Source organism: Solirubrobacter deserti, assembly GCF_027587175.1.
Taxonomy (GTDB): Bacteria; Actinomycetota; Thermoleophilia; order Solirubrobacterales; family Solirubrobacteraceae; genus Solirubrobacter; species Solirubrobacter deserti.
In genome coordinates this window covers 37,508-59,996 of the sequence record NZ_JAPCID010000018.1, presented here as the reverse complement: position 1 = coordinate 59,996, position 22,489 = coordinate 37,508, and the positions used below count along the sequence as shown (strand labels likewise).

The window sequence follows — 22,489 nt, the reverse complement described above, 5'->3', positions numbered from 1 at the left end:
GCGACACTACGGACGCCGCGGTCCGGAACCCGGAGCCGGCTACGGATTGTTCACGAGGCAGGCGCTCTGCCTAGGCGGGCCGAAGCGACCCGCTGCTGCCGGGTAGAACGGGACGCGTCGATCGCCCCGACTCGTCCGCGCACCGGCAGCGCGGGACCGTCCGTCGCTCCGGCGTGTGCGAGGAAGCAGCGGTCAACCGGCCGTCGCATTCGTTGACCTCGCGCAACGGGTCACGTCCCGAGCTCGTCAAGCAGTGCTGCTCGATGAGCACAGGCGGCCCGACGACGGCGGCATTCGGCCTCAACTACCGCGTGCGCCCGCAGGAGGCGCGGACGCGCGATTGTCTTGGCGCCAGCGCCGTGTCGGCTGGGACCGGTTAGGGTCAAGGCGATGAGCGGTCGACGCGCCAAGACGAGTGCCTCCAGCCGCGCGGACGACTACCTGCGGCTTCTGGTCGATTCCCAGCCGGACTACGCGATCTTCCTGCTGGACGACTCCGGCCACGTCGTGACGTGGAACGGTGGCGCCCGCCGGCTGAAGGGCTATGAGGCGGACGAGATCGTCGGGCGCCACTTCTCCGTGTTCTATCCGGCCGAGGCGGTCGCCGAGGGGGTCCCGGAGCAGATCCTGGAATCCGCGCGGCTGACCGGGCGCTATGAGGCCGAAGGCTGGCGGGTGCGCAAGGACGGCACGACGTTCTGGGCCGACGTCGTCATCACCGCGCTGCGCGACGAGGAAGGCGCGCTCGTGGGCTTCGGAAAGGTGACGCGCGACCTCACCAGCCGCCAGCTGGCGACCGAGCAGCTCCGCTCGACGGCGACGGAGCTTCGCATCGCCAATGCCGAGCTCGAGCAGTTCCGGCTGCTGGTCACGACCGTGCGCGACTACGCGATCTTCGTGCTCGACGCGTCCGGCGTGATCCAGACGTGGAACGCCGGCGCCGAACGCATCAAGGGCTACACGGCCGATGAAGCGATCGGCCGGCACTTCGAGCTGTTCTACACCGAGGCCGCCCGCGCTCGACGGCACCCCGCGTACGAGCTGGAGGTCGCGGCGCGCGAGGGCCGCTTCGAGGAGGAGGGATGGCGGCTTCGCAAGGACGGCACGCTGTTCTGGGCCAACGTCGTCATCACGGCCCTCCGCGACGCTCGCGGAGTGCTCCTCGGGTTCGCCAAGGTCACACGCGACCTGACCGAGCGCCGTGAGGCCCAGCAACGCCTCGAGGACTCCGAACGCCGTGCGCGCGAGGAAGCGGAGCGCCAGCGTCGCCGCAGCGCCGCGCTCGTGCAGGTCAGTCGCGCCATCGTGGCCCGGCTCGAGCTCGACGAGATCCTCCAGACGGCCACCGACGCGGCGACCGATCTGACCGGTGCCGAGTTCGGCGTGTTCGAACGCGACTTCACCGAGACCCGCATCGTCCGCAGCGACGACATCGGCGCGGCACGCCCGGGCCTCCCGGAGCCGGTGCGCAGCTACCTGGCCGTGCCGATCCGGACGTCCGACGGCACGATCGCGGGCGGGATGGTGTTCGGACATCGCGATGCCGCGGTCTTCGACGCCGAGGCGGAAGCCGCCGCGGCGAGCATCGCGTCCACGGCGGCGGTCGCGATCGCCAACGCCGAGCTGCTGCAGTCGGCGCGTCGCGAGGCCGCCGCGCGCGAGGCAGCTCTGCACCAGCGCGACCAGGTCGCGCTCGCCCTGCAGCGGAGCCTGCTTCCCCCTGACCTGCCCGCGATCCCGGGACTGGAGCTGGGCGCCCACTACCACGCGGGCACCGAGCTCGTCGGCGGGGACTTCTACGACGTCTTCGCGCTCGGCGACGACACCTGGGGCCTCGTCCTGGGCGACGTGTGCGGCAGCGGCCCCGAGGCCGCCTCGCAGACCGCGCTGACCCGGCACACCGTGCGTACGGCCGCGATGTTCGACACCGAGCCGGTGACCGTCCTGATGACGCTCAACCACGCGCTGCTGCGCTCGAACACCACGCGCTTCACCACAGCCACGTTTCTCCGGCTCAGCGCTTCGGCCGATCGCAGCGAGGTCACCGTCAGCATCGGGTCCGGCGGCCATCCCCCCGCGCTGATCTGGCGTGCCGACGGCAGCTTCCACGAAAGCCCTGCACGCGGTCCCCTGCTCGGCGTCACCGGATTCCCCGTCAACGCGTTCGAGGTCGCGCACCACACGCTCGCGGCGGGCGACACGCTCGTGCTCTACACGGACGGCCTGACGGAGGCGCGTGCCGCGGGCGTGCTGTTCGGGCTCGAAGGCGTTCAGACGACGCTGACACGCCACCGCGGCGCCTCGCCGTCCGGCGTGGCCAACGCGCTGGTCGACGCCGCGCTCGCCCACGCTGCCGCGCCGTTGCGAGACGACGTCGCGATCGTCGTCATCCGGGTGCCGCGCGCGTGACGTACGCGGATCACCCCGCATTGCTGACCGTGGAGTTGATCGCGGTGCCCGACCGCGGCTAGCATGCGCATCCCCGTGCCGACCACGATCGCCCCTCATGCCGTGGCCACCGGCGACCACGTCGTCCAGCTCTACGAACGTGACTCGCAGCTGATCGACGGTGTCAGCGCCTACCTGAGCGAGGGTCTGCGCTCCGGAGCGACGGGCATCGTCATCGCCACCGAGGCGCACCGTGCCGCGCTCGAGTCGGATCTCCGAGACGCCGGCGTCGATGCCACCGCAGCGGTTGAGGACGGCACGTTGCTGTGGCTCGACGCCGCCGCGACGCTCAAGCGCATCACCACCGACGACGGCGTCGATCCCGACGCGTTCTTCGCGCACATCGGGGGCCTCGTCGAGGCCGCCGGCGCCCACGGACAGCCCGTCCGCCTGTTCGGCGAGATGGTGGCGCTGCTGTGGGAGGCGGGCAGCGTGGTGGCGGCCGTGGACCTCGAGACGCTGTGGAACCAGCTGGGCGAGCGCATGCCGTTCTCCCTGTACTGCGCGTACCACAGCGACTGCGTCGCGGCCGACGAGGTCGAGCGCGTGTGCCACCTCCACTCCGCCGTGGTGGCTCACACGGACCCCACGGACCGATGGCCGCTCGCGAGCGACCATGCCGCGGCGCGCGAGGCGCGAGGGCTGGTCGTCGACGCGCTGCACCGCCTGGGCCATCAGGGCGAGACGCTCGCGAACGCTCGGCTCGTCGTCACCGAACTGGTCGCCAACGCCGTCATCCACGGCCACCCGCAGGTCACGGTCTCGCTGCGCAGCCACGGCACGACGGTGCGGCTCCTCGTGGCCGACGGAAGCCCGACGATGCCTGTCATCCGGGAAGCGACGTCCACGTCGACGTCGGGTCGCGGGCTGCAGCTCGTCGATGCGCTCGCCACCCGCTGGGGCGCACACCGCACCCCAGCCGGCAAGGTGATCTGGGCCGAGCTGTCGGGGTGAGCGCCGCGGCGGACGGCCGCGGCACGGTCCCGAGCACCCACGGCGCGACGCTCAGCGCAGCGTCCGCGCCACCTTGGCCGCCTCCGCCGCCGTGCTCGCCACGGCGATCGACACCTGCAGCGACTCCGAGCGGAACACGCGGTCGCGGCGGGCGAGCTCGATCACGAGCGTCGGCCCGGGCAGCGGCGCGGCCGGCTGCGCACCCGGCCTGATGACGGCGGTGCGCGCGCCGTCCGGCGCCGCCCGTGGCACCACGACGTAGCCCGCTTCGGGCTCCGCGCTCTTGATGTAGAAGTACGCGACCTCGTCCAGCGCGATCGTTCCGGAGGCCGCGGTCAGGCGCCGCGAGTGCCCGGTCTCGAGCACGGCTGTGATCGTCGCGTCCGTCCCGTAGGACGGGAAGTGCGCGTCGACGTCCAGCGCCGCCCGGCCGGCGCCGCGCGTCACCTTCCAGGTCGCGGTGATGCGGTCAGTCCGGAAGGCGTGGGTCGAGCGCACGGTCACGCCGCCGCCGCTGCGCTCACCCGTGACCTCGAGCGCTTTGAACGGGCCGGCGTAGGGCTGGTCGGGGTACTTCTCGCCCTCCGTCACGCGGCCCGGCGGGCCCATCGTCATCGTCATCGGAGCCGGTCCGCCGCGGCGCCTCGGGGCGGCGCTCGCGACCACGTCCCGGTGGCCGTCGGAGACGATCACGCCGAAGTTCGCCGCGCCTTCGCCGCCGATCGACGCGGCCACGCGCTGGTCGGCGTCCGAGAGCCGGCACAGGTCGAGCCCGCCGTACGGGAACGCGCCGTTGTTCTGCGCGAGGATCGCCGTGTTGTACCGGCTGGTCGTGACGGTCAGGCGGCCGATCGACGGGTCGTACGCGTACATGGCGGCCGGCGCCTTCGCGGGCAGCTGCTCGACGTCGTGGGCGACGGCACGCGCCGCGAGGAGCACGAAGCGCGCTGCCATGTCGGGCGCGTTCGGCGTGAGCTGGGACCTGACCGGATAGGTCGGGGTCTGCGGCACGGCCTGCCCGCGCAGCCTCGCCCAGCGCGTGTAGGTCACCAGCGCCCGGTCGAACAGGTACTTCGCGGTCGCGGCGTCGCTCGCGTCGCCCTGCTCGTCGTTGAGCATGATCGCGAACAACCCGCCGAGCGACCAAGCCCAGTAGCGGCCGAGGTGCCAGCGGCGCAGGAACAGGCCGGTGTCCCAGTTCGGGTAGCCCGCGTGCGTCCAGTAGGCGGGCAGCGCGCGCTTGGACCACGCGCGCAGGACCTTCCTCTGCTGGGTGCTGAGCACGAGGCCGTGCGCCTTGGCCTCCTTCAGGTAGCTGAGCGAGTCCAGGATGATGTTGCAGTACTCGTTGGACTCGATGTTCTCGGCGGCGTCGAGACCCGACAGCGGATCGCGATGGAAGTTCCAGCTCGGGCCCAGGTTCGGGATCGACCACGGCGCGACGGCTTTCTCGGCGCCTGTGCACCAGCGCCGCAGCTGGTCGCGGAACTCAGACAGCCAGCGCTTCGGGTCGTCGGCCGTGACCGCGGCCCACAGGTAGAGCTCGAGGTACCAGTTGATCTGGTTGAGCCGGATGTTCGGGTAGCGGAAGAAGACGCCCTCGGCGGTCGACTGGATGCGTTCGACGATCAGCGCCGCGGTGTCCGCGCTCAGGCCGATCGTGTCCCGCACGAGCCAGGCTCGGGCCAGCGCCTCGGCGACCTTCGGGTCGATCGAGACGTGCTGCTCGCCCGTGTTGGTCGTCGGCGATGCGGTCCACCCGGGCGTGTGCGTCTGGCCGCTGGTCCGCAGGTCGGTCGAGCCCGTGCTGCGGCCGTCCGTCGCGGGCTTGAACGGCGGCGCCTGGACGAGCGCCTCCGCCATCCGCTTCGCGCGCGCGTCGTTGCGCGTCGGGCCCCCGGCGTATCGGGTCTGCGCGGCGATCGCGTGCGCCGACAGCATCGCGCAGGACGTCCGGATGTCCGAGCCGTAGAAGCCGACCCGCTCGTCCCAGGCCGCCTCGGCGGCGGCCAGGGCCCAGTCCGCGAAGGTCCAGTATTCGTGGTTGGTCCAGCCGGCACCGGTCGGCAACGCCCGCGCCGGGACGGGCGCCGCGGAGGCGGCGCCCGTGATCGTCTTGAGGGCCGGGCCGGCCGCCATCCCCGCAAGGGTCAGGCGGCCGGCGTCGGCCATGAGCTCCCGGCGGGTGCGCATAGCTAGTACTTGGTCACCACGCAGCCGGTGCCCGGCGACGGGTCGCGGTCCGGGTTGACCTCGCGCACCGGGATGAACGGCAGGTAGTCGAGCGCGAAGTACGGCATCACGGCGCCGACGTTGACCTGCTGATCGACCGGCAGGGACGGGTCGATCGGCGCAAACAGCGGGTTGGTGACCGACGCGTCCAGCCCGATGTTGTTGTGCTGGTAGGCGTACTGCAGCGGGTTGCTCGTCTGCGTCATCGCGATCCACCAGTTGACCTGGACGCCGCTGGAGTCGGGCGCCTTCCAGCTCCAGTGGCTGTTGCCCGTCAGCACGTTCTTGAACGGGAACACCGGCGTGCCGTCGTTGTAGTTGCACTCCGGATTGGTCCCGATCGCCGCGGAGCCCGTGAACGCCGCGTAGCTCGTCCCGAGGATCGCGCCCCAAAGGTACTGGCGCACGCCGTATGTGGTGGCGGTGACGAGGTCGGACTTGGTGTCGGTCGTGAGCGCCAGGTCACCGCGCGACAACGCGTACGCGCCGGTGAACAGCTTCTGCGGGTCCTGGACCAGGTAGAGCGCGAACTGGTCGAGGTTGTCGGCCGCGGCGGAGAGGTTGGCCGCGACGGTGCTGCCCGCATTGGCCTCGGTCAGCTCGATCTGGTTGGCCAGCGACGGGGTCGGCTCGTCGGGCGTTCCGACGGCCTGCGCCATCTCGATCATGCCTTCGAAGAAGGACGCGATCGACCCGACGTCAGGCAGCGCCGAGGTCATCTGCAGCGTCGCGACCGCGATGTTCATGCCATCCGAGGTCGACGAGTTCTGCGCCTGCAGCTCGAGGTTCTGGGTCTTCTGGATCTGCTGGCCGATCGAGTTCGCGTCGACGATCGCCTGGATCGAGTTCTGGATCGAGTAGAGGTTCGCGTAGGCGCTCAGGTCCGCCTGGACGGACGCGACGTCGGCGATCTCCCACTCGAAGTTGTTCTGCGCGGCGGCGTAGTCGTCCGACGAGAAGCTCGTGGTCGTCGAGTACGCCGGCAGGTGGTTGGTGATGTTGTCCTTGAGGTTCTGCAGGTCCGTGGCGCTGGTCGTGCAGTAGGACGCGCGGATCGGGTCCGGCGCGCCCGGGCACTGCGCGGTCGCCGAGGTCACCGTCCAGTCGTTCGTGCTCGCGTAGTCCGCGATCCAGGCCAACGCCGCCGACTGCCCGGCCGTCGCCGGCACGACCGCGGTGTTGTTGGCGTTGCGGATGGCACCGGCCCACGGCGTCGGGGCACCGTAGACGAACGGCAGGTACTTGTAGCGCTGAGCGCCGGCGCTGTTGCCGGTGGCGCTGTCGCTCTGGCGCGCGACGTAGTTGTCGGCCTCCGGATCACGCGCGAGGAGCGCGGTCAGCGTGCCGCCGCCCGTGCGGTCGTGGGATGCCTCCTTGCCGTACCAGCCGCGGAGGTTGCCGGTGGTGCGCTGACCCGCGATCAGGGCGTACGCGCCGCCGTTGGCGTCGTGCGTCGCGTTCAACAGGAAGGCGACGTCCGAGCGCCCGCCGAGCGCGTCGAGCTCGTTGGCGAAGTCGCTGTTCGCGGGCACGCTCGGCAGCGGACCGAAGCCCTGGATCAGGATCGTCGTTCCCTGGTTCCAGTTCTCGATGTCGGCGGCGAGCTGGTTCTCGGTCGCCGTGTCCGCCGTCGCGTTCCCGGTGATGGGGTACGCGTCCGGCGTGAAGACCATGTTCCCGGCGTTGTCGAGCACCACCAGCTGGTAGCCGGCGGACACGCCGGAGGGCAGCGTGACGGTCTTGGGCTGCCCGTTGACGGTCATCGTGTTTTGGGGCAGCGCGCTCGTCTCCGCGCGCGTCTGGACCTGCAGGAAGTCGGAGGAGACCCACTGCGGCGAGGTGCGGACGGGCGACTTCGTCGACGTCGGCGTCAGCCACCCGTGCAGGTTCGAGTACGGGTTGCCGGCACCGCCCTGGCTGCCCGCGCTGCTGTTGGCGACGACCTGCGTCCCGATCCACACCATGGAGCCGTACCGGTCGTCGGTGTAGGGCACGCTGGCGTCGTTCCAGACGCCGATCGTGATCTTGCCCGCGGTGGGCGTGATCTGCGTGTGGTCGCCGGTCTGCAGGACCGCCAGCGTGGCGGGATCGATCTGTAGGAAGAGGTCGGGGTTGGTGGCGTTCGCCGCTGCGTACCACTCGCCGCCGTAGCGGATGGACGCGTAGTCGTCCGGGTCGTTGCCGTGCTCGAGATCGGTGCCGACGTAGAGGCCCTGGCTGCCGAAGGTCGGCGCGGCGTAGACCGTGGTCACGTCCTGGACCGCGCCGGCCGCGCTCGCGGCCCGCGCCTTGCCGCCGCGTGTGGCCCGCAGCGCGATCTCGTACACGCCGCTCTTGTCGGGCTTGAACGACGCCTTGGCCGAGTTCGCGCGACGCAGCTCCGGCTTGGCGCCCTTCGGAGCCTTCACCACCGTCCACGTGTAGTCGAGCTGCCGGCCCTCGCTGCGCGAGCCGTCGAGCGTGAGCCACCGGCCGGCCGTGGCCGCGCGCGACTGCGCGCCCGCCTCGACGAACGGCAGGTTCGCCGGGCGCTCGACCGTCCAGCGCTTGACCGCGTGGCGGCCGTCTTGGTCGTAGGTCCTGACCACCAGCGCGTTGCGTCCGGCGCGCAGGCCGTCCTGACGCGACACGAGCCAGCGGTGGTCCGTGTCGGCGACGCTGTCGTGCATGGCCCGGACGCGGCGGCCGTTGACGGTCAGCTCGGCCCGTGACGCCATCGGCGTGGCGACGGCCACGGGGAGCTGGCCGCTCCGGTCCGTGCCGCTGCGGACGGTCAGCGGAGACGGCTTGGCGCGGCCCGCCACGAACGTGACCGTGGTGGCCTCGCCGGAGCGGTCCCCGGCCATCGCCTGGACCACGAGCTTGTTCTTCCCGGGGTCGACGACCGAACGCGGGAGCTTCGCGGTCCACTGATCGCCACGACGGGAGAACCGGCGCGTGACGTCATGGGTGCCGTTGAACACGCGAACGGCCGTGATCTTCGAGCCGGTGCGCAGGCGCACCGGCACCTCGCCGGTGCCGGCGAACTCGTCGGCGGTGGGAGCGAGGATGCTCGCCCCGGTGGGGGCGTCGGCGTCGGCCATCACGTCGGGGGCGATGACGCCGAAGGAGGCGGCCACCGCGCCCGCGGCGAGCGCCGCGAGCGGTGCGGAGAGGTTGGGCATGCGGACCTTTCGGGGGAGGATGCGTTGCGTCCCGCATCGTCCACGCGGCGCGGCAGGCGGTCTTCAGTACCGCACTACGCAAACGCGCAGCGCCTCGTACGTAGCCGGGCCGGGCGCCGACACCGCTATGGGATGTACGTACGCCCCGGCCCCAGATGCAGTAGCGAGATACGGACGAGCGGCCACGCGGCCGCTGGGACGCTCCTGACTCCCTCCCCAGGAGCATCCCGGATGACGACCATCGACCTCGACCGAGCCCCGGCACGGCGGGCCCTCGCCCGTACGCTGCCCGACGTCTTCGACGCGACCGTCGAGACGCACCTGGACGTGGGCGCCACGCTCGGCCCGACCGCAGTGGTGCTGCCCCAGGAGGCGCTCGCGAAGGCGCTCGGCGACACGCGGCGCCTCGCGGGGCCGCGCGACGGCCTCGACGGCGCCTGGCGGGCTTCGCCGCTTCCCATGCCCGACGGCTTCTGCGGATGGGTGTGCTGGCGATGATCGAGTCCACGCTCAAGCGCAACGTCGGCTTCTGGGGCCTGCTGTGGGCCTCCGAAGGCTCCATCATCGGCTCCGGGTGGCTGTTCGGCGCGCTGGTCGCCGCGACCACCGCCGGCCCGTCGGCCCTGATCGGCTGGGTGCTCGCCTCCGCGATCGTGATCCTGCTCGCGCTCGTGCACGCCGAGCTGGCCGGGATGTTCCCCGAGAGCGGCGGCACGAGCCGGTTCCCGCACCACGCGTTCGGCAACCTCGCGGGCATGACGTTCGGCTGGGCCTCCTACCTGCAGGCCGCGGCCACCGCCCCGATCGAGGTGCTGGCCGCGATCCAGTACCTGTCGACCACGGACTGGGGCCACGGGCTCTACCGCGCGAGCGGCACCCTGAGCGGCAGCGGGATCGTGGTCGCCGTGGTCCTGATGGCGTGCTTCGTCGTGCTGAACCTGATCGGCATCCGCTGGCTCACGCGCGCCAACAACGCGATCACCGTGTGGAAGGTCGCGATCCCCGTGGTGACGATCGTCGTGCTGCTCGCGACGCACTTCCACGCGAGCAACCTCACGGCCGGCGGCGGCTTCTTCGTCGACGGCTCCGCCGTCCACTCGATCCTCGTCTCGCTGCCGTCGGGGGGGATCGTGTTCGCGCTGCTCGGCTTCGAGCAGGCGACGCAGCTCGGCGGTGAGGCGAAGAACCCCGGTCGCGACTTGCCGCGGGCGGTGATCGCGTCGATCCTGATCGGCGCCGCGATCTACACGCTGCTGCAGTTCGCGTTCATCGGCTCGCTGAACCCGGCACTGCTCGTGTCACACGACTGGACCGGCCTCGGGGCCGGCAGCACCGACCCGGCGATCGTGGCCCTCAACGCGGGTCCGTTCTACGCGATCGCGTCGGTCGCGGGGCTGGCCTGGCTCGCGTTCCTGCTGCGGCTGGACGCAGTCGTCTCGCCGTTCGGCAGCGGGCTGATCTATCTGACCACCTCCTCCCGGATCAGCCACGCGCTCGCGCGCAACGGCTACGTCCCGCAGCACTTCGAGCGCACCCACGAGCGCACGCTCGTCCCGGTCTTCGGCGTCCTGTTCTCCACCGCGATCGGCCTGCTGTTCCTGCTGCCGTTCCCGAGCTGGGGCAAGCTGGTCGGGATCGTCACCAGTGCGTCGGTGCTGATGTACGCCGCAGCGCCGCTCGCGCTGGGCGCGCTGCGCAAGAGCCGGCCCGACGCGCCCCGGGTGTACCGGCTGCCGGCGGCGGGCGTCCTCGCGCCGCTCGCGTTCGTGTGCGCGAGCTGGATCATGTACTGGTCCGGCTGGCAGACGCTGACCACGCTGATGGCCGCGATGCTCGTGGGCTACGCGCTCGTCGCGGTCTCCTACGCGCTCGATCTCAACCCGGCCGCCGAACCGATCCAATGGCGCCCGGCGCTCTGGATCGCGCCGTATTTCGCGGGCATGCTCGTGATCTCGTACTTCGGCGGGTTCGGGCCGGGCGGGATCATCGGCGGCGTCGGCGTGTTCAAGCACGTGCTCGCGGACGGCGGCAACAACGATCTCGGGCTCGTCGGCGGCCTAACGGCGTCGGCCGCCTGGAGCCTGGTGATCTACCGGCTGGCGATCGCCCTGCGGCTCCCCGAGGCGGTCACCGTGCCGGCGCACGCGCAGCCGGCGCACGCGCCGCTACGCACGTCCGTGCAGGCAACGTAGGTCCGCCGGGACCCGACGATCTCGCGACCAATCGCCCGCGAGGCGCGGTGCCCCGCCTGGATGCGCCGGTGGCCGACTTGCGCGCCCTCGAAGTCCCCGATGGCCGTGGCGATGCCGCCCTGGAAGGCATCGACGTGCACGAGCGAGCCGAACGTGTCGTCGCGCTCCCTGGGCGGCCACGACGCGCGCGCGAGGCGCAACTTGCCCACGCCCGCCGGGAAGGAGTCACACCGGGAATCTACGCCGAACCGAACGCGAGTAGGGCGTGTGCGACGCATGGAAGAACACCGCCATCGCACCGACGATCAGCGTGGCCGCGCCGACGTGCAGCGCGGCGTGGAACCCCGCGACGACGGCCAGCGGGTCCGTGTGTGGCCCGAGGTGCCCGACGTGGCCGGCCAGCACCGAGCCGAGCACTGCGATGCCGAGCGCGCCGCCGACCTCCCGCGCGGTGTCGTTGACCGCAGAGGCGACGCCCTGCTTGTCCTCGGGCAGCGCGCCGACGATGGCGGCGGTTGCCGGCGGCGCGGCCAGGGCCATGCCGACCCCGAGCGGGATCAGCGCGGCGAGCAGGTGCCAGTACGAGGCGTCCGTGCCCATCGTCGCCGCGATCAGCAGGCCACCGGCGATCAGCATCAGGCCGAGCGGGCCGACGGACCGCGCCCCCACCCGCTGGACCAGCTTCGGGACGCGTGGAGCGAGCGCGATCATGATCAGCGCGGTCGGCGCCAGCGCCGCGCCGGCCTCCAGCGGCGAGTACCGCAGCACGAACTGCAGGTACTGGAGCAGCACGAAGATCACGCCGAAGAGCGCGAAGAACTGCACGAACACCGACAGCGAGCCGGACGCGAAGCCGCGCCGTGTGAACAGGCGCGGGTCGAGCATCGGCTGCCGGCGGCGCAGCGACCACGTTACGAACGCCGTCAACAGCACGACGCCCGCGGCGAACGCGCCCACGACGATCGCGGACGTCCAGCCACGGTTGGGACCCTCGATGAAGCCGTAGACGATGCCGCCGAGCCCGAGCGCGGACAGCGCGGCGCCCACGCCGTCCAGCGGCGCCTGCTCCGTGGCCGTGGCCGGGACGAACCGCACCGTCATCGCGCCGCCGAGCAGCGCCAGCGCGGCGTTGAGGCCGAAGACCGACGGCCAGGCGAACCGCTCCAGCGCCAGCCCCGCCGCCAGCAGGCCGACGAGCGCGCTGCCGCCCGCGACGCCGGCCCATACGCCGACGGCACGGTCGCGCGTCTCGGGCGGGAAGGTGGCGGTGATGATCGAGAGCGTCGTCGGCATGATCATCGCCGCGCCGAGTCCCATCACGGCGCGCACGGCGATCAGGGGCGTGGGATCGCTGAGCCGCGTGGCGACGAGCGCGCCGGTGCCGAAGACGGCCAGGCCGGTGACCAGCACGCGCCGGCGGCCGAGCCGGTCGCCGAGCGCTCCGGCGGGAAGCAGCAGACCGGCGAACACGAGCGCGTAGGCGTCGACGATCCACTGCAACTCGGTCGTCGAGGCGCCGGTCGCGCGGGCGAGGTCGGGCAGGGCGACGTTCAGTGACGAGACGGCGCTGACGACGGCGCCGAGCGAGACGCACATCGAGATCAGGATCAGGCGGTGCGAGCGAGGCATGGGAAGGCTCCTCAGCGGTCGCCGAGCAGGCGGTCGGGGTCATGGGCGGCGCGGACCCGCTGCAGGCGCTCGCGAGACGCGGCGGGCACGGCCGCGTCGCCCCGTCCGGCGAAGGTGAGCAGGGTGTCGCGGTCGGCGGCAGGACCGAGCGTGTCGATCGCCGCGAACGTGTCGCGCAGGGCGAGTTCGTGCGCGCGGGTGGCCGGCACGCCGGAGGCGAAGACCAGCGCCTCGGCGTCCAGCCCGCCCCCCGCGCCCGGGTGCTCGGGACGGCGCAGCGCCCCGCCGAGATGCCGCAGCTCGAGCGTGGTGACCCGCGGGTCGGCGAGCGCGACGAGCGTGTCGATCGTGCCGGCGGTGAGCGAGCCGAGCAGGCGCGAGTGGCTGCGGGCGGGCAGTGGGTCGACCGGATCGCCGGCGATCTGCCCCAGCGCGGCCGCCGGCACCCGGCCGACGTGATCGATCTCCGGAGCGAGCGCGCGCAGCGGCGCCAGCGCGGCTTCGCCGTCTTCGCCGATGTCGGCCAGCGTGAGCTGGACCAGCGCGCGACCGCGCAGCGCGTCGGGCAGGCCCGGCAGCGGCGGGAAGTGCATCAGCCGCAGCGACGAGGTGAGCGTCTCCGGCACGGTTCCGACCCACTCGCGGTAGGCGTGAGCGACCTCCGTCGCACGCGTCATGGGCCACCACAGCGCGCCCGCATAGGCCTCGCGCACGGCGAGCAGCTCGAGCTCGATCGCGGTCACGATCACGCCCACGCCACCACCGCCGCGGAGCGCCCAGAACAGGTCCGGCTCGCGGTCGCGGTCGACCTGGGCCCGCTCACCGTCGGCGGTGACGACCTCGAACGAGCGCACGTGCTCGGACGCGAGGCCGTGCCGGCGCGCGAACCACCCGAGCCCGCCGCCGAGCACGTAGCCCGCGACTCCGACCCCGGCCGAGAAGCCGTGCAGGCCGGTGAGCCCGTGCGGCGTGACCGCGGTCAGCACGTCGCACCAGCGCGCGCCCGCGCCGACGCGCGCGGTCCGCGCGCGCGGGTCGACGGTGACGTCGTTCATCTGGCCGGTGCGCAGCAGGAGCGCGTGGTGCAGCGGCCCGAGGGCGGCGGCGCCGTGGCCCGTACTCTGCGCGACGACGCGCAACCCGTGGGTGCGGGCGAAGCGGACGGCGTCGATCACGTCCGCGACGTCCGCGGGCCGTGCGATCGACGCGGGACGCTGGTCGGCGAGCAGATGCCAGGGGGTGCGGGCCGTGTCCCAGCCCGCGTCCCCGGGGCTGAGAAAGTCGATTGCCGTGTGCGTGGTCATGCCGCGCAGCGTGCGCGCTGTCGGGCTGCGAGTCGTCAGTACGGCGCTACTGCGCTTTGCCGCGGGGGTACGCAGCCGCCCGATTACGTAGGGCGGCGGGCGAATGCAGTACCGCGCTACTGACGACCACGGGAGCCCGACGGTCGATCGTGACGGCATGACCACCACCCTCAGCGAGGCCCCAGTCCGCAGCGCCGTCGAGACGGCGCCGCGCGAGGCGCTCCATGAACTGCAGCTGCGGCGGCTGCGGACGGCACTGGCCCGTCGTGAACTCGTCGAACACGTTGAGACGCTCGAGGACGTGTGCCGGCTGCCCTTTACCGTCAAGGCGGACCTGCGCGCGAGCTACCCGCTCGGCATGATGACCGTCGCCGGCCCCGAGCTGGTGCGGCTGCACTCCTCGACCGGGACCAGCGGGCGCCCGACGCTGGTGGGCCACACCCGCGCCGACCTGGACGTGTGGGCCGAGCTCATGGCCCGCACGCTGGCGTGCGCCGGCGTGCGGCCCGGGATGGTGGTGCACAACGCGTACCCCTACGGCCTGACGACCGGCGGGTTCGGCTTCCAGCAGGGCGCCGAGCGGCTCGGCGCGACCGTCGTGCCGGCCGCGGGCGCGTCGCTGGAGCAGCAGGCGGCGCTGATCCGCGATCTCGGGGCGCAGGTGCTGTGCTGTCCGCCGTCCTTCGCCGTCCAGCTCGCCGGCGTGCTCGACGAGACGCCGCTCGAGATCGGCCTGTTCGGCGGCGAGATGTGGACGCCCGTCCTGGGCGAGCGGATCGAGTCGGCGCTGGGCCTGAAGGCGCTCAACACGTACGGCCTGAGCGAGGTCATCGGCCCGGGTGTCGCGTCCGAGTGCCACCTCGGCTGCGGGATGCACGTCAACGAGGACCACTTCCTGGTCGAGGTCGTCGATCCCGGCACGCTGCAGCCGGTTCCCGCGGGCGAGCTCGGCGAGCTGGTGATCACCACGCTCACGCGCGAGGCGATGCCGCTGATCCGCTACCGGACCGGCGATCTCACGTCGCTCATCGACGAGCCGTGCGCCTGTGGCCGCACCACGGCCCGCCTGCGCCCGCTGCTGGGCCGCATCGCCGACGTGCTGCAGCTCCGCGGCGTCGCCGTGTACCCGTCGCAGATCGAGCAGGCACTGCTCGCCCAACCGGGCCTCGCGCCCATCTACCAGCTGGTCGCCGGCGACGACGACGCCTTCGCGCGTTGCGAGCCGCTCGACGCGTCGGCCGACCGGCCGGCCCTGGCCGAGCGGGTGCGCGCCGCGCTGCTCGACCGGTACGGACTCGACCTTCCCATCGTGATCGAACCGCCGGGCGCGCTCCCCCGCACCGCCGGCAAAGCCGTTCGCGTCATCCGTCTCTGAACCCCCTCCCCAAGGAGTCTCCCATGCACCGCAAGATCCTCGGCGGCGTGGCCGCCACCGCCGCCGCGCTGGCGATCGCCGCCCCGGCACACGCGCAGGAAGTCATCCCGCCCGCCCAGCCGTCGACACCCACGCCCAGCGTCTCGCCGGCCCAGCCGGCCGCGCCGGCCGCCACGATCGGCTTCGGCAGCCACTGCTCCGTCGCGCGCAGCCGCCACGGCTACACCTACGCGGTCTGCTCGGTCCAGGCCGCCAACGTGCCCGCCGGCCAGACCGCGACCCTCAGCTACAGCTCCAACCTGCGCGCGTTCAAGCCGCGCACGAACGGCACCTGGAGCGGCACCACCGGCACGATCTCGCTGTCCAACGACAGCGTGTCCGGGAGCCCGAGCAACGTGACGACCAACGTCAAGCTCGCCTTCAAGGGCAAGACCGTCGCGCAGGTCCGCAAGGAGCTCGTCATCGCCGCCACCGGCAGCAGCGGCGCCGGGATCGTCCAGCCGATCGCGGGCGGCTGACGGCATGCGGTCGCCGATCGTCTCGATGGTCGCCGTCGACCCGTTCGGCGACCGCCTGCATCCCGGTCCGGGCGCGGCGTTCGTCGTGCTCACGGCCTTCCTGATCTCGTTCCTGGCCATCCGCACGAGCGCGCGCATGACGCGCAGCGTGCGCTGGTGGCCGGGCGGGATCGAGACCCGCGGCGTGCACGTCCATCACCTCGTGTGGGGGATCGGGCTGATGCTGCTGTCGGGCTTTCTCGCCTTCGCCGCCCCGCTGCAGGCGCCGTGGTGGCATCTCGTCGCGATCGGCTTCGGCGTCGGCGCCGGCTTCACGCTGGACGAGTTCGCCCTGTGGGTGCACCTCGACGACGTCTACTGGGCCGAGCGCGGCCGCTCGTCCTTCGACGCCGTGCTGTGCTCGCTCGCGTTCGCCGCGCTGGTCGTGATCGGGACGCGCCCCTTCGGGCTCGACGAGCCGCTGTCGCTGTGGGGGACGATCGCGGTCGCGGGCGGCGTCGTCGGCCTGGCCGCCGTCGCGTTCGCCAAGGGCCGCGTGCTGCTCGGCGTGATCGGCCTCTTCATGCCGATCGCGGCGCTGATCGGAGCGCTGCGGCTTGCGCGCCCGGGCTCCCCGTGGGCGCTCTGGCGCTATGACGATGTCAAGCAAGCGCGGTCTGCGGCGCGCTTCGACGCCGCCCGTCCGCTCGAGCGCCTGCGCCGCCGCGCCGGCGATCTCGTCGCCGGCCGGCCTTCCGAGGTGCAGTCATGAGCGCGCTGGAGACCCACTTCGACGAGCGCGAGCGCCGGCTCGCGAAGGTCGACGCGGTGCGTGCGCAGGGGACCGAGCCGTACCCACCGACGTTCGCGCGCGACCACACCGCCGCCGACCTGCACGGGCGCTTCGCCGGCCTGGCGGCGGACGCCGACCCGGGCGTGTGCGTACGCGTCGCGGGCCGGCTGATGCTGATCCGCCGTCACGGCGGCCTGCTGTTCGGCACTCTCACCGACCAGAGCGGCAGCATCCAGGTGCTCGCCTCCCGTGAGGTCCTCGGCCACGCCTTCGACGCCGTCGAAGCGCTCGACCGCGGCGACTGGATCGGCGTCACCGGCACGGTGATGACCACGCACACGGGTGAGTTGACCGTCGCCGCGAGCGAGGTACGTCTGCTGTCGAAGGCGCTGCGCCCGCTGCCCGACAAGCACCGCGGGTTGGCCGACACCGAGGCGCGGCTGCGCGAGCGCCACCTCGACCTGATCGCCAACCCGTCCACGCGTCACACGTTCGACACCCGTTCCGCGGTGGTCGCCTCCGTGCGCTCGACGCTCACCGAGCGCGGCTTCACCGAGGTCGAGACGCCGGTGCTCGAACCGCACGCGGGCGGCGCCGCCGCGCGCCCGTTCGTGACCCATCACCACGCGCTCGACGCCGACATGTACCTGCGGATCGCGCTCGAGCTGCCGCTGAAGCGGCTCGTCGTGGGCGGGTTCGAACGGGTCTTCGAGCTCGGCCGGGTGTTCCGCAACGAAGGCCTCGACCCGTCGCACAACCCGGAGTTCACCCTGCTGGAGGCCTACCAGGCGTTCGCCGACTATGGCGACATGATGGAGCTCGTCGAGACGATCGTCTCCCGCGCCGCGCTCGCGGCCACGGGCACGACGGTGCTCGCCTCGGGGGTCGACCTGGCGCCCCCGTGGCGGCGCGTGACGATGGCGTCGCTGATCGCCGAGCACGCCGGTGTGACCATGCATCCGTCGATGCCGCTCGAGGACGCGCGGGCGATCTGCGACCGGCTCGGTGTCGTCTACGAACGGGGTTGGGGCGCCGGCAAGCTCATGGCCGAGGTCTTCGAGGCCACCGCGGAGGCGTCGCTGATCGAGCCGACGTTCGTGCTCGACCATCCGCGTGAGATCTCGCCCCTGGCGCGCGCGCACCGCGACGACCCGTGGTTGACCGAACGCTTCGAGGCCTTCGTCGGCGGGCGTGAACTGGCGAACGCCTACAGCGAGCTCAACGACCCGGTCGACCAGCGCGAGCGCTTCGAGGCCGAGGGCTTCGTCGACGAGGCCTACGTGCGCGCGCTGGAGTACGGGCTGCCACCGACCGGCGGGCTCGGGATCGGCATCGACCGCCTGGTGATGCTGATCGCCGGTGTGTCGAGCATCCGCGAGGCCGTGCTGTTTCCCGCGCTGCGTCCCGAGCGGCCCGAGGCCGAAGCCCAGCCGGTCCCGCCGCCCGCCCACGTGCCCGAGACCGGGCCGGCCGTCCGGCGCCCGCGGCTCCCCCGCGCGCTCGGCGCAGCGACCGGTCTGGCGGGTGCCGGGCTCGTGGTCGAGCATGCGCTCGGCGACTTCCATCACGTCCCGACGGCGGTCATCGGCCTGCTGGCGATCGTGTTGGCGCGCGGGCTGTGGGCGGGCCGCCGACGGGCATGGGCGGCGGCCACCGTCCTGTCCGGCGCGACCGCGCTGCTGCGGTTGGGCGAACCCGAGGTGCTGATCCCCGCGATCGCTCTGCTGCTGACGCTCGTCTGGCACCGTCAGGCGTTCCCGGTGCGGCGCCGCCGCCAGGAGCCGCCGGTCAGCGCGACCGACCGCGAGCGCGCGCGGAGCCTCGTGCTCGAGCACGGCACCGGCACGCTCGACTACTTCGCGCTGCGGCCCGACAAGCGCTGGTTCTTCACGCGCGAGGGCGACGCGATGCTCGCCTACCGCACGCTGGCCGGCCACGCCCTGGTCTCCGGCGATCCGATCGGCCCGCCGGACGCCCACGAGCGGCTGCTGCGCGAGTTCCTCGAGCACTGCCGCCGGCATGGCCTGCGCGCCGCCTTCCTCGGCGCCCGCGAGGCCGACCTCGCGCACTACGAGCGGTTCGGCCTGCACGCGAACTACCTCGGCGACGAGGCCGTGCTGCACTGCGACCGCTTCACGCTCGCCGAGGCGCACAAGAGCGTCCGGTCGGCGGTCACACGGGTCGGCCGCGAATGCACGTTCCGCGTCCTGCGCGAGACCGACGCGCCGGGCCAGCTGCGTGACGCGCTCAACGCCCTGCGCGAGCGCTGGCGGGACGGCTCCGAGGAACGCGGCTTCACGATGGAGCTGGGCGGCGGCGTGCGCGGCGAGGACCCCGAGCTGCTACTCGCGGTGGCCTTCGCCGAGGACGGCCGGCCGCTCGGGTTCCTGCGGCTGACGCCGTGCTACGGGAGCGAGCCCGGCTGGTCGCTCGACCTCATGCAGCACGATCCGGACGCCCCGAACGGCATGACGGAGTACCTGATCGCGACGACGGCGCTCGAGCTGCGGTCCCGCGGCGACAAGCGTCTGTCGCTGAACTTCGCCACCTGGGGGCGGCTGTTCGAGCCCGAGGCCTCGCTCACGGTCGCCGAACGCGCACAGCGCAAGCTCGCCTCCGTGCTGAGCCCGTACTTCCAGATCCGCTCGCTGCGTGACTTCAACGCGAAGTTCGAGCCGGAGTGGGTTCCGCGGTCGATCATCGTCCAGGACGTCGAGGACCTGCCGGTCGTCGGGTTGCTTTACGCGCAGGTCGAGGGCTTCGTGCGGCTGCCCGGGCTCGGGCGGTGACGGCGGCGCCGAGCACGACGGCGAGCGGGTGCTCGAGCCCGATCCAGCCGGAGGAGAGCGGCAGCAGCGCGAGCGTGCCGGCGATGCCGAGCACGCGCACGCGGCCGTTTACGGTCAGCAGCGCTCCGAAGCTTGCGCCGAGCACGCACGAGACGCCGTAGTCCGGCGTCGCCGCGGCGCGCTCGGCGCCGGCGAAGGCGATCAACGCGTAGGCGATCAGCGCCGACCCGACGTGCCCGACGAACGCCGCGCGCCACCACGCGCGCGCGCCGAGGCGGCCGACCACCAGCCCGGCGACCGCTGCCGTGAGCGCGACCTGCGCGAGCGGCATGGGCCCTTGCGCGGCGAGCGCGCTCGTCAGCAGCAGCCAGATGCGCCCGCGGGCGATGGTCTCGGCGCTCGCGGGCGCGACGATCCCGACCGCGGCGGTGACGAAGTAGGCCGCGGCCAAGCCGGTCAACACGCTCGATCGCGAACTCCGCATCACTCGGCGGCGTGACGGGCGAGGGCCGTGAGGCCGGCGAGGGCGAGCAGCAGGCCGGCGAGCGTGACCGCAAGCGCAAGCGGGCGTGTGTGCAGGCGCTCGCCGAATGCGACCACGCCGATGATGAGGCTCGTCAGCGCGTCGAGCGCCATCTGCGCGGCCAGCGCCGTGCCCAGTGAGCCGGCGCGGAGCGACGCCTGCGAGCGGTCCAGGGCGACGGCACCCACGAGGATCAGCGCGAGCACGTGCCAGTCGATCAGCGCGGCGATCACGCCCTCGTCGAGGCGCCCGACGACCACCTTCGTCAGCGCCGCGCTCAGGCCGAACAACACGCCGGTCGCGCACCCGAGCGCGACCGGCCCGCGCCGGCACAGCGCACACACCGCTGCGCAGGCGGCGAAGGTCGCCGCCCATGCCGCAGGGCCCGCGTCGGCCTGGCCGCCGGCCGGGTCCGCCACGGTCACGAACAGCGCCAGGCCGGCGCCGACGGCGAGCGCCGCGGCGACCTCGACGCGCTGCAGCCGCCGGCCCTCGAGCGGCAGGGCGAACACGAGTGTCGCGACCAGCAACGGCTGGACGACGGCGAGCCGCCCCGCGGCCAGCGCCGCGGCTTGCGCGGCATAGCCGGCGATGTCGGCGGCGATCCCGGCCAGCCAGGGCGGCCGCCGGACCAGGGCGAGCCACGACGACCCCTCGACGGCGACACGCCGCTGGAGCGCGGAGCCGAGTGCGAAGAGCAGCGCGGCCGCGAGCGCGAACGCGACCGACATCACCGGGTGGGCGTTGCGGTGAGGGGAACGGGCGCGGAGATCGCGATGCGATTCAAAAGCATGGCCGCAGCGTCCTCGCGCGACGCGCGCGCGTCGTCAGTAGCGCGCTACGGCATCGCGAGCCGTGCGTACGTAGCCGCGAAATGCAGTAGTCGACTACTGACGCCGTGCGGGCGCTCCGCAGCGATCGTGACGGCATGGACTTCACCACGGATTCCTTCCAGGAGGGGTTTGCGACCCTGCTGGCGGCCGCCGCCGCGGGAGCGGCTGACATGGGCGAGGTCCTCGCGACGGCCGCGCGCGTGCAGGACGGCGACCCGGATTCGTGGCTGCGCGAATGGACCGCCACGGGCGGCGCCGCCTGGGCGGCCGCGAACCGCCGGCCGAGCGCGCGACGCTATCTGCACGCCGCGACGTACTACGCGGCGCCGCTGGCGCTGATCGCCGATACCGACGGCTCGGTCTCCGAGGCCGAGCTGTGGCGCCGGCAGCGCACCTGCTGGGAGCGCGCGGTCGCGCTGCTCGGGGGTGTCCAGATCGCCATCCCCTACGAGCAGACGGCCCTCCCCGGCTTCTTCCTTCCCGCCGGACCCGGTCCGCGCCCGCTCGTCGTGATCGACCACGGCGGGCGCGAGGCGACCTCGCAGGCGTGGGTCCGGGCCGGTGCGGCCGCGCATGCCCGCGGCTACCACCTGATGACCTTCGACGGCCCGGGCCGCCAGGCGGCGCTCGTCGAGCAAGGGCTCCACCTGCGCCCGGACTGGGAGGCCGTGCTCACGCCGGTCGCCGACGCGATGCTCGCGCGCCCCGACGTCGACCCGGCCCGTATGGGCGTGATCGGCTTCGAGCACGCGAGCTACGGCGTGGTCCGGGCACTGGCGTTCGAGCACCGCTTCGCCGCCGCCGTCGTCGACCCCGGCGTCGTGGACCTGTCGACGCTATGGACGGACCCGCTGCCGCCCGAGCCGCGCGCCGCGCTGGCGGCGGGCGACCGCAGCGCCTTCAACTGCGAGATCCACCTCGCCGGCCTGTTCGACCCGCGGGCGAACGCCGTGCTGCGCGGGCGTGGACGCTGGTACGGGCTCGACGGGCGCTCGCCCTTCGAGCTCTACGCACGCGTGCGCGAGTACCGGCTCGGCTCCGAGATCGAACGGATCACGACCCCGATCTTCGTCCGGCAGAACCTCCGCGAACGGCGCTGGCCCGGACAGGCCCAGGCGCTCTACGACCTGCTGCCCGGCACCCGCCACGTCCTCTCGGCCGACGAGCCCTTCGGCTGGCTCGACCGCACGCTCGCTCCATAGACCCAAACCCGCCACCTGACCCGAGGAATGAACCGATGACCGTTCTCGCCATCCTGCTGATCGTCCTTCCCTGGTCGATCTGGCGGCAGATGCACGCCCGGCCCGTGACCGTCGAAGGGCTCGTCAAGCTGCCGCTGATCTTCGCCGTCGTCGCGGCTGTCTTCGCGCTGACCAGCAAGCCCTCCGAAGTCACCGCGGCGGTCATCGCGTACAACGCGGCGTGCGCGGTCCTCGCCATCGGCTTCGGTGCCTGGCGCGGCCAGCGGCTCTCGATCTGGGACGTGGACGGGACACCGATGCAGCGCGGCAACCGCGTGACCATGACGACCTGGGTGCTGATGATCGCGCTCAAGATCGCACTCGGCACGGTGGCGTCGGTCACGGGCTGGATTCCCGCCGAGGGCGCCGGGGCGATCCTCGCCTTCCTGGCGCTCACCTTCGCGATCCAGAACCTCGTCGTGGCCCGCAGGACGGTGTGGGCGCCTGGCAGCCGGGAGATTCGTGCGACCACGTGACCGCGCTGCCGATGGGGTTCACAGCACCAACAGTGGCCC

The 22,489-nt window shown here is 72.7% G+C and carries 16 protein-coding genes; 10 read left to right on the top strand and 6 right to left on the bottom strand.

Features of this window, described 5'->3' with window-relative positions; all coding sequences use genetic code 11:
* The first annotated feature begins 390 nt into the window (after positions 1–390).
* Positions 391–2,409 (top strand): SpoIIE family protein phosphatase, encoded by a 2,019-nt coding sequence (locus OJ962_RS14475; protein WP_202957425.1) that lies wholly within the window; start codon positions 391–393, stop codon positions 2,407–2,409.
* A 75-nt stretch (positions 2,410–2,484) separates the two neighbouring features.
* Positions 2,485–3,402, top strand: coding sequence for an MEDS domain-containing protein (locus OJ962_RS14470; RefSeq protein WP_270006420.1), 918 nt, complete (start codon positions 2,485–2,487; stop codon positions 3,400–3,402).
* A gap of 51 nt (positions 3,403–3,453) precedes the next feature.
* Here the strand turns inward: OJ962_RS14470 and OJ962_RS14465 are convergent, their stop codons facing one another.
* Together OJ962_RS14465 and OJ962_RS14460 are read right to left on the bottom strand one after the other, a co-directional pair.
* On the bottom strand, positions 3,454–5,595 hold the full coding sequence (locus OJ962_RS14465) for a hypothetical protein (protein ID WP_202957427.1): 2,142 nt from the start codon (positions 5,593–5,595) through the stop codon (positions 3,454–3,456).
* Between the two features lie 2 nt (positions 5,596–5,597).
* Entirely contained in the window at positions 5,598–8,798 is a 3,201-nt protein-coding gene (locus tag OJ962_RS14460) for a hypothetical protein (RefSeq protein WP_202957428.1), read from the bottom strand.
* A gap of 231 nt (positions 8,799–9,029) precedes the next feature.
* On the opposite strand from OJ962_RS14460, the gene OJ962_RS14455 reads away from it, so the two are divergent.
* Together OJ962_RS14455 and OJ962_RS14450 are read left to right on the top strand one after the other, a co-directional pair.
* On the top strand, positions 9,030–9,296 hold the full coding sequence (locus OJ962_RS14455) for a hypothetical protein (protein ID WP_202957429.1): 267 nt from the start codon (positions 9,030–9,032) through the stop codon (positions 9,294–9,296).
* Complete coding sequence (locus tag OJ962_RS14450) at positions 9,278–10,990, top strand: APC family permease (protein WP_202957430.1); 1,713 nt, start codon at positions 9,278–9,280, stop codon at positions 10,988–10,990. The genes OJ962_RS14455 and OJ962_RS14450 overlap by 19 nt, the downstream gene beginning before the upstream one ends.
* Positions 10,991–11,215: 225 nt before the next feature.
* On the opposite strand, the gene OJ962_RS14445 is transcribed toward OJ962_RS14450, so the two are convergent.
* Both OJ962_RS14445 and OJ962_RS14440 read right to left on the bottom strand, forming a co-directional pair.
* The gene (locus tag OJ962_RS14445; protein ID WP_202957432.1) at positions 11,216–12,619 is read right to left on the bottom strand and encodes an MFS transporter; all 1,404 of its coding nucleotides are present in this window, start codon (positions 12,617–12,619) and stop codon (positions 11,216–11,218) included.
* Between the two features lie 11 nt (positions 12,620–12,630).
* The gene (locus OJ962_RS14440; RefSeq protein WP_202957433.1) at positions 12,631–13,923 is read right to left on the bottom strand and encodes an FAD-binding oxidoreductase; all 1,293 of its coding nucleotides are present in this window, start codon (positions 13,921–13,923) and stop codon (positions 12,631–12,633) included.
* 157 nt (positions 13,924–14,080) lie between these two features.
* Between OJ962_RS14440 and OJ962_RS14435 the strand changes: the two genes are divergently transcribed.
* From OJ962_RS14435 to lysS, 4 genes are read left to right on the top strand one after another with little or no spacing between them, the layout of a single operon-like run.
* A complete protein-coding gene (locus tag OJ962_RS14435) occupies positions 14,081–15,298 on the top strand; it encodes a phenylacetate--CoA ligase family protein (RefSeq protein ID WP_202957434.1) in 1,218 nt (405 codons plus the stop codon).
* A 23-nt stretch (positions 15,299–15,321) separates the two neighbouring features.
* The gene (locus tag OJ962_RS14430; RefSeq protein WP_202957435.1) at positions 15,322–15,816 is read left to right on the top strand and encodes a hypothetical protein; all 495 of its coding nucleotides are present in this window, start codon (positions 15,322–15,324) and stop codon (positions 15,814–15,816) included.
* Positions 15,817–15,820: 4 nt separating this feature from the next.
* Complete coding sequence (locus OJ962_RS14425; protein WP_238932279.1) at positions 15,821–16,567, top strand: hypothetical protein; 747 nt, start codon at positions 15,821–15,823, stop codon at positions 16,565–16,567.
* Positions 16,564–19,377 (top strand): lysine--tRNA ligase, encoded by a 2,814-nt coding sequence (gene lysS, locus OJ962_RS14420; protein ID WP_202957436.1) that lies wholly within the window; start codon positions 16,564–16,566, stop codon positions 19,375–19,377. Before OJ962_RS14425 ends, lysS begins: the two co-directional genes overlap by 4 nt.
* Here lysS and OJ962_RS14415 read toward each other — a convergent pair.
* Together OJ962_RS14415 and OJ962_RS14410 are read right to left on the bottom strand one after the other, a co-directional pair.
* Positions 19,286–19,828 carry a hypothetical protein gene (locus OJ962_RS14415; RefSeq protein ID WP_270006419.1) on the bottom strand — a complete coding sequence of 181 codons (543 nt, stop codon included), beginning with the start codon at positions 19,826–19,828 and terminating at the stop codon, positions 19,286–19,288. The genes lysS and OJ962_RS14415 overlap by 92 nt on opposite strands.
* A gap of 32 nt (positions 19,829–19,860) precedes the next feature.
* Complete coding sequence (locus tag OJ962_RS14410; RefSeq protein ID WP_202957438.1) at positions 19,861–20,631, bottom strand: DMT family transporter; 771 nt, start codon at positions 20,629–20,631, stop codon at positions 19,861–19,863.
* A 197-nt stretch (positions 20,632–20,828) separates the two neighbouring features.
* On the opposite strand from OJ962_RS14410, the gene OJ962_RS14405 reads away from it, so the two are divergent.
* Together OJ962_RS14405 and OJ962_RS14400 are read left to right on the top strand one after the other, a co-directional pair.
* Complete coding sequence (locus OJ962_RS14405; RefSeq protein ID WP_270006418.1) at positions 20,829–21,935, top strand: alpha/beta hydrolase family protein; 1,107 nt, start codon at positions 20,829–20,831, stop codon at positions 21,933–21,935.
* Between the two features lie 35 nt (positions 21,936–21,970).
* Positions 21,971–22,450, top strand: coding sequence for a hypothetical protein (locus OJ962_RS14400; RefSeq protein WP_202957440.1), 480 nt, complete (start codon positions 21,971–21,973; stop codon positions 22,448–22,450).
* Positions 22,451–22,489: the final 39 nt, after the last annotated feature.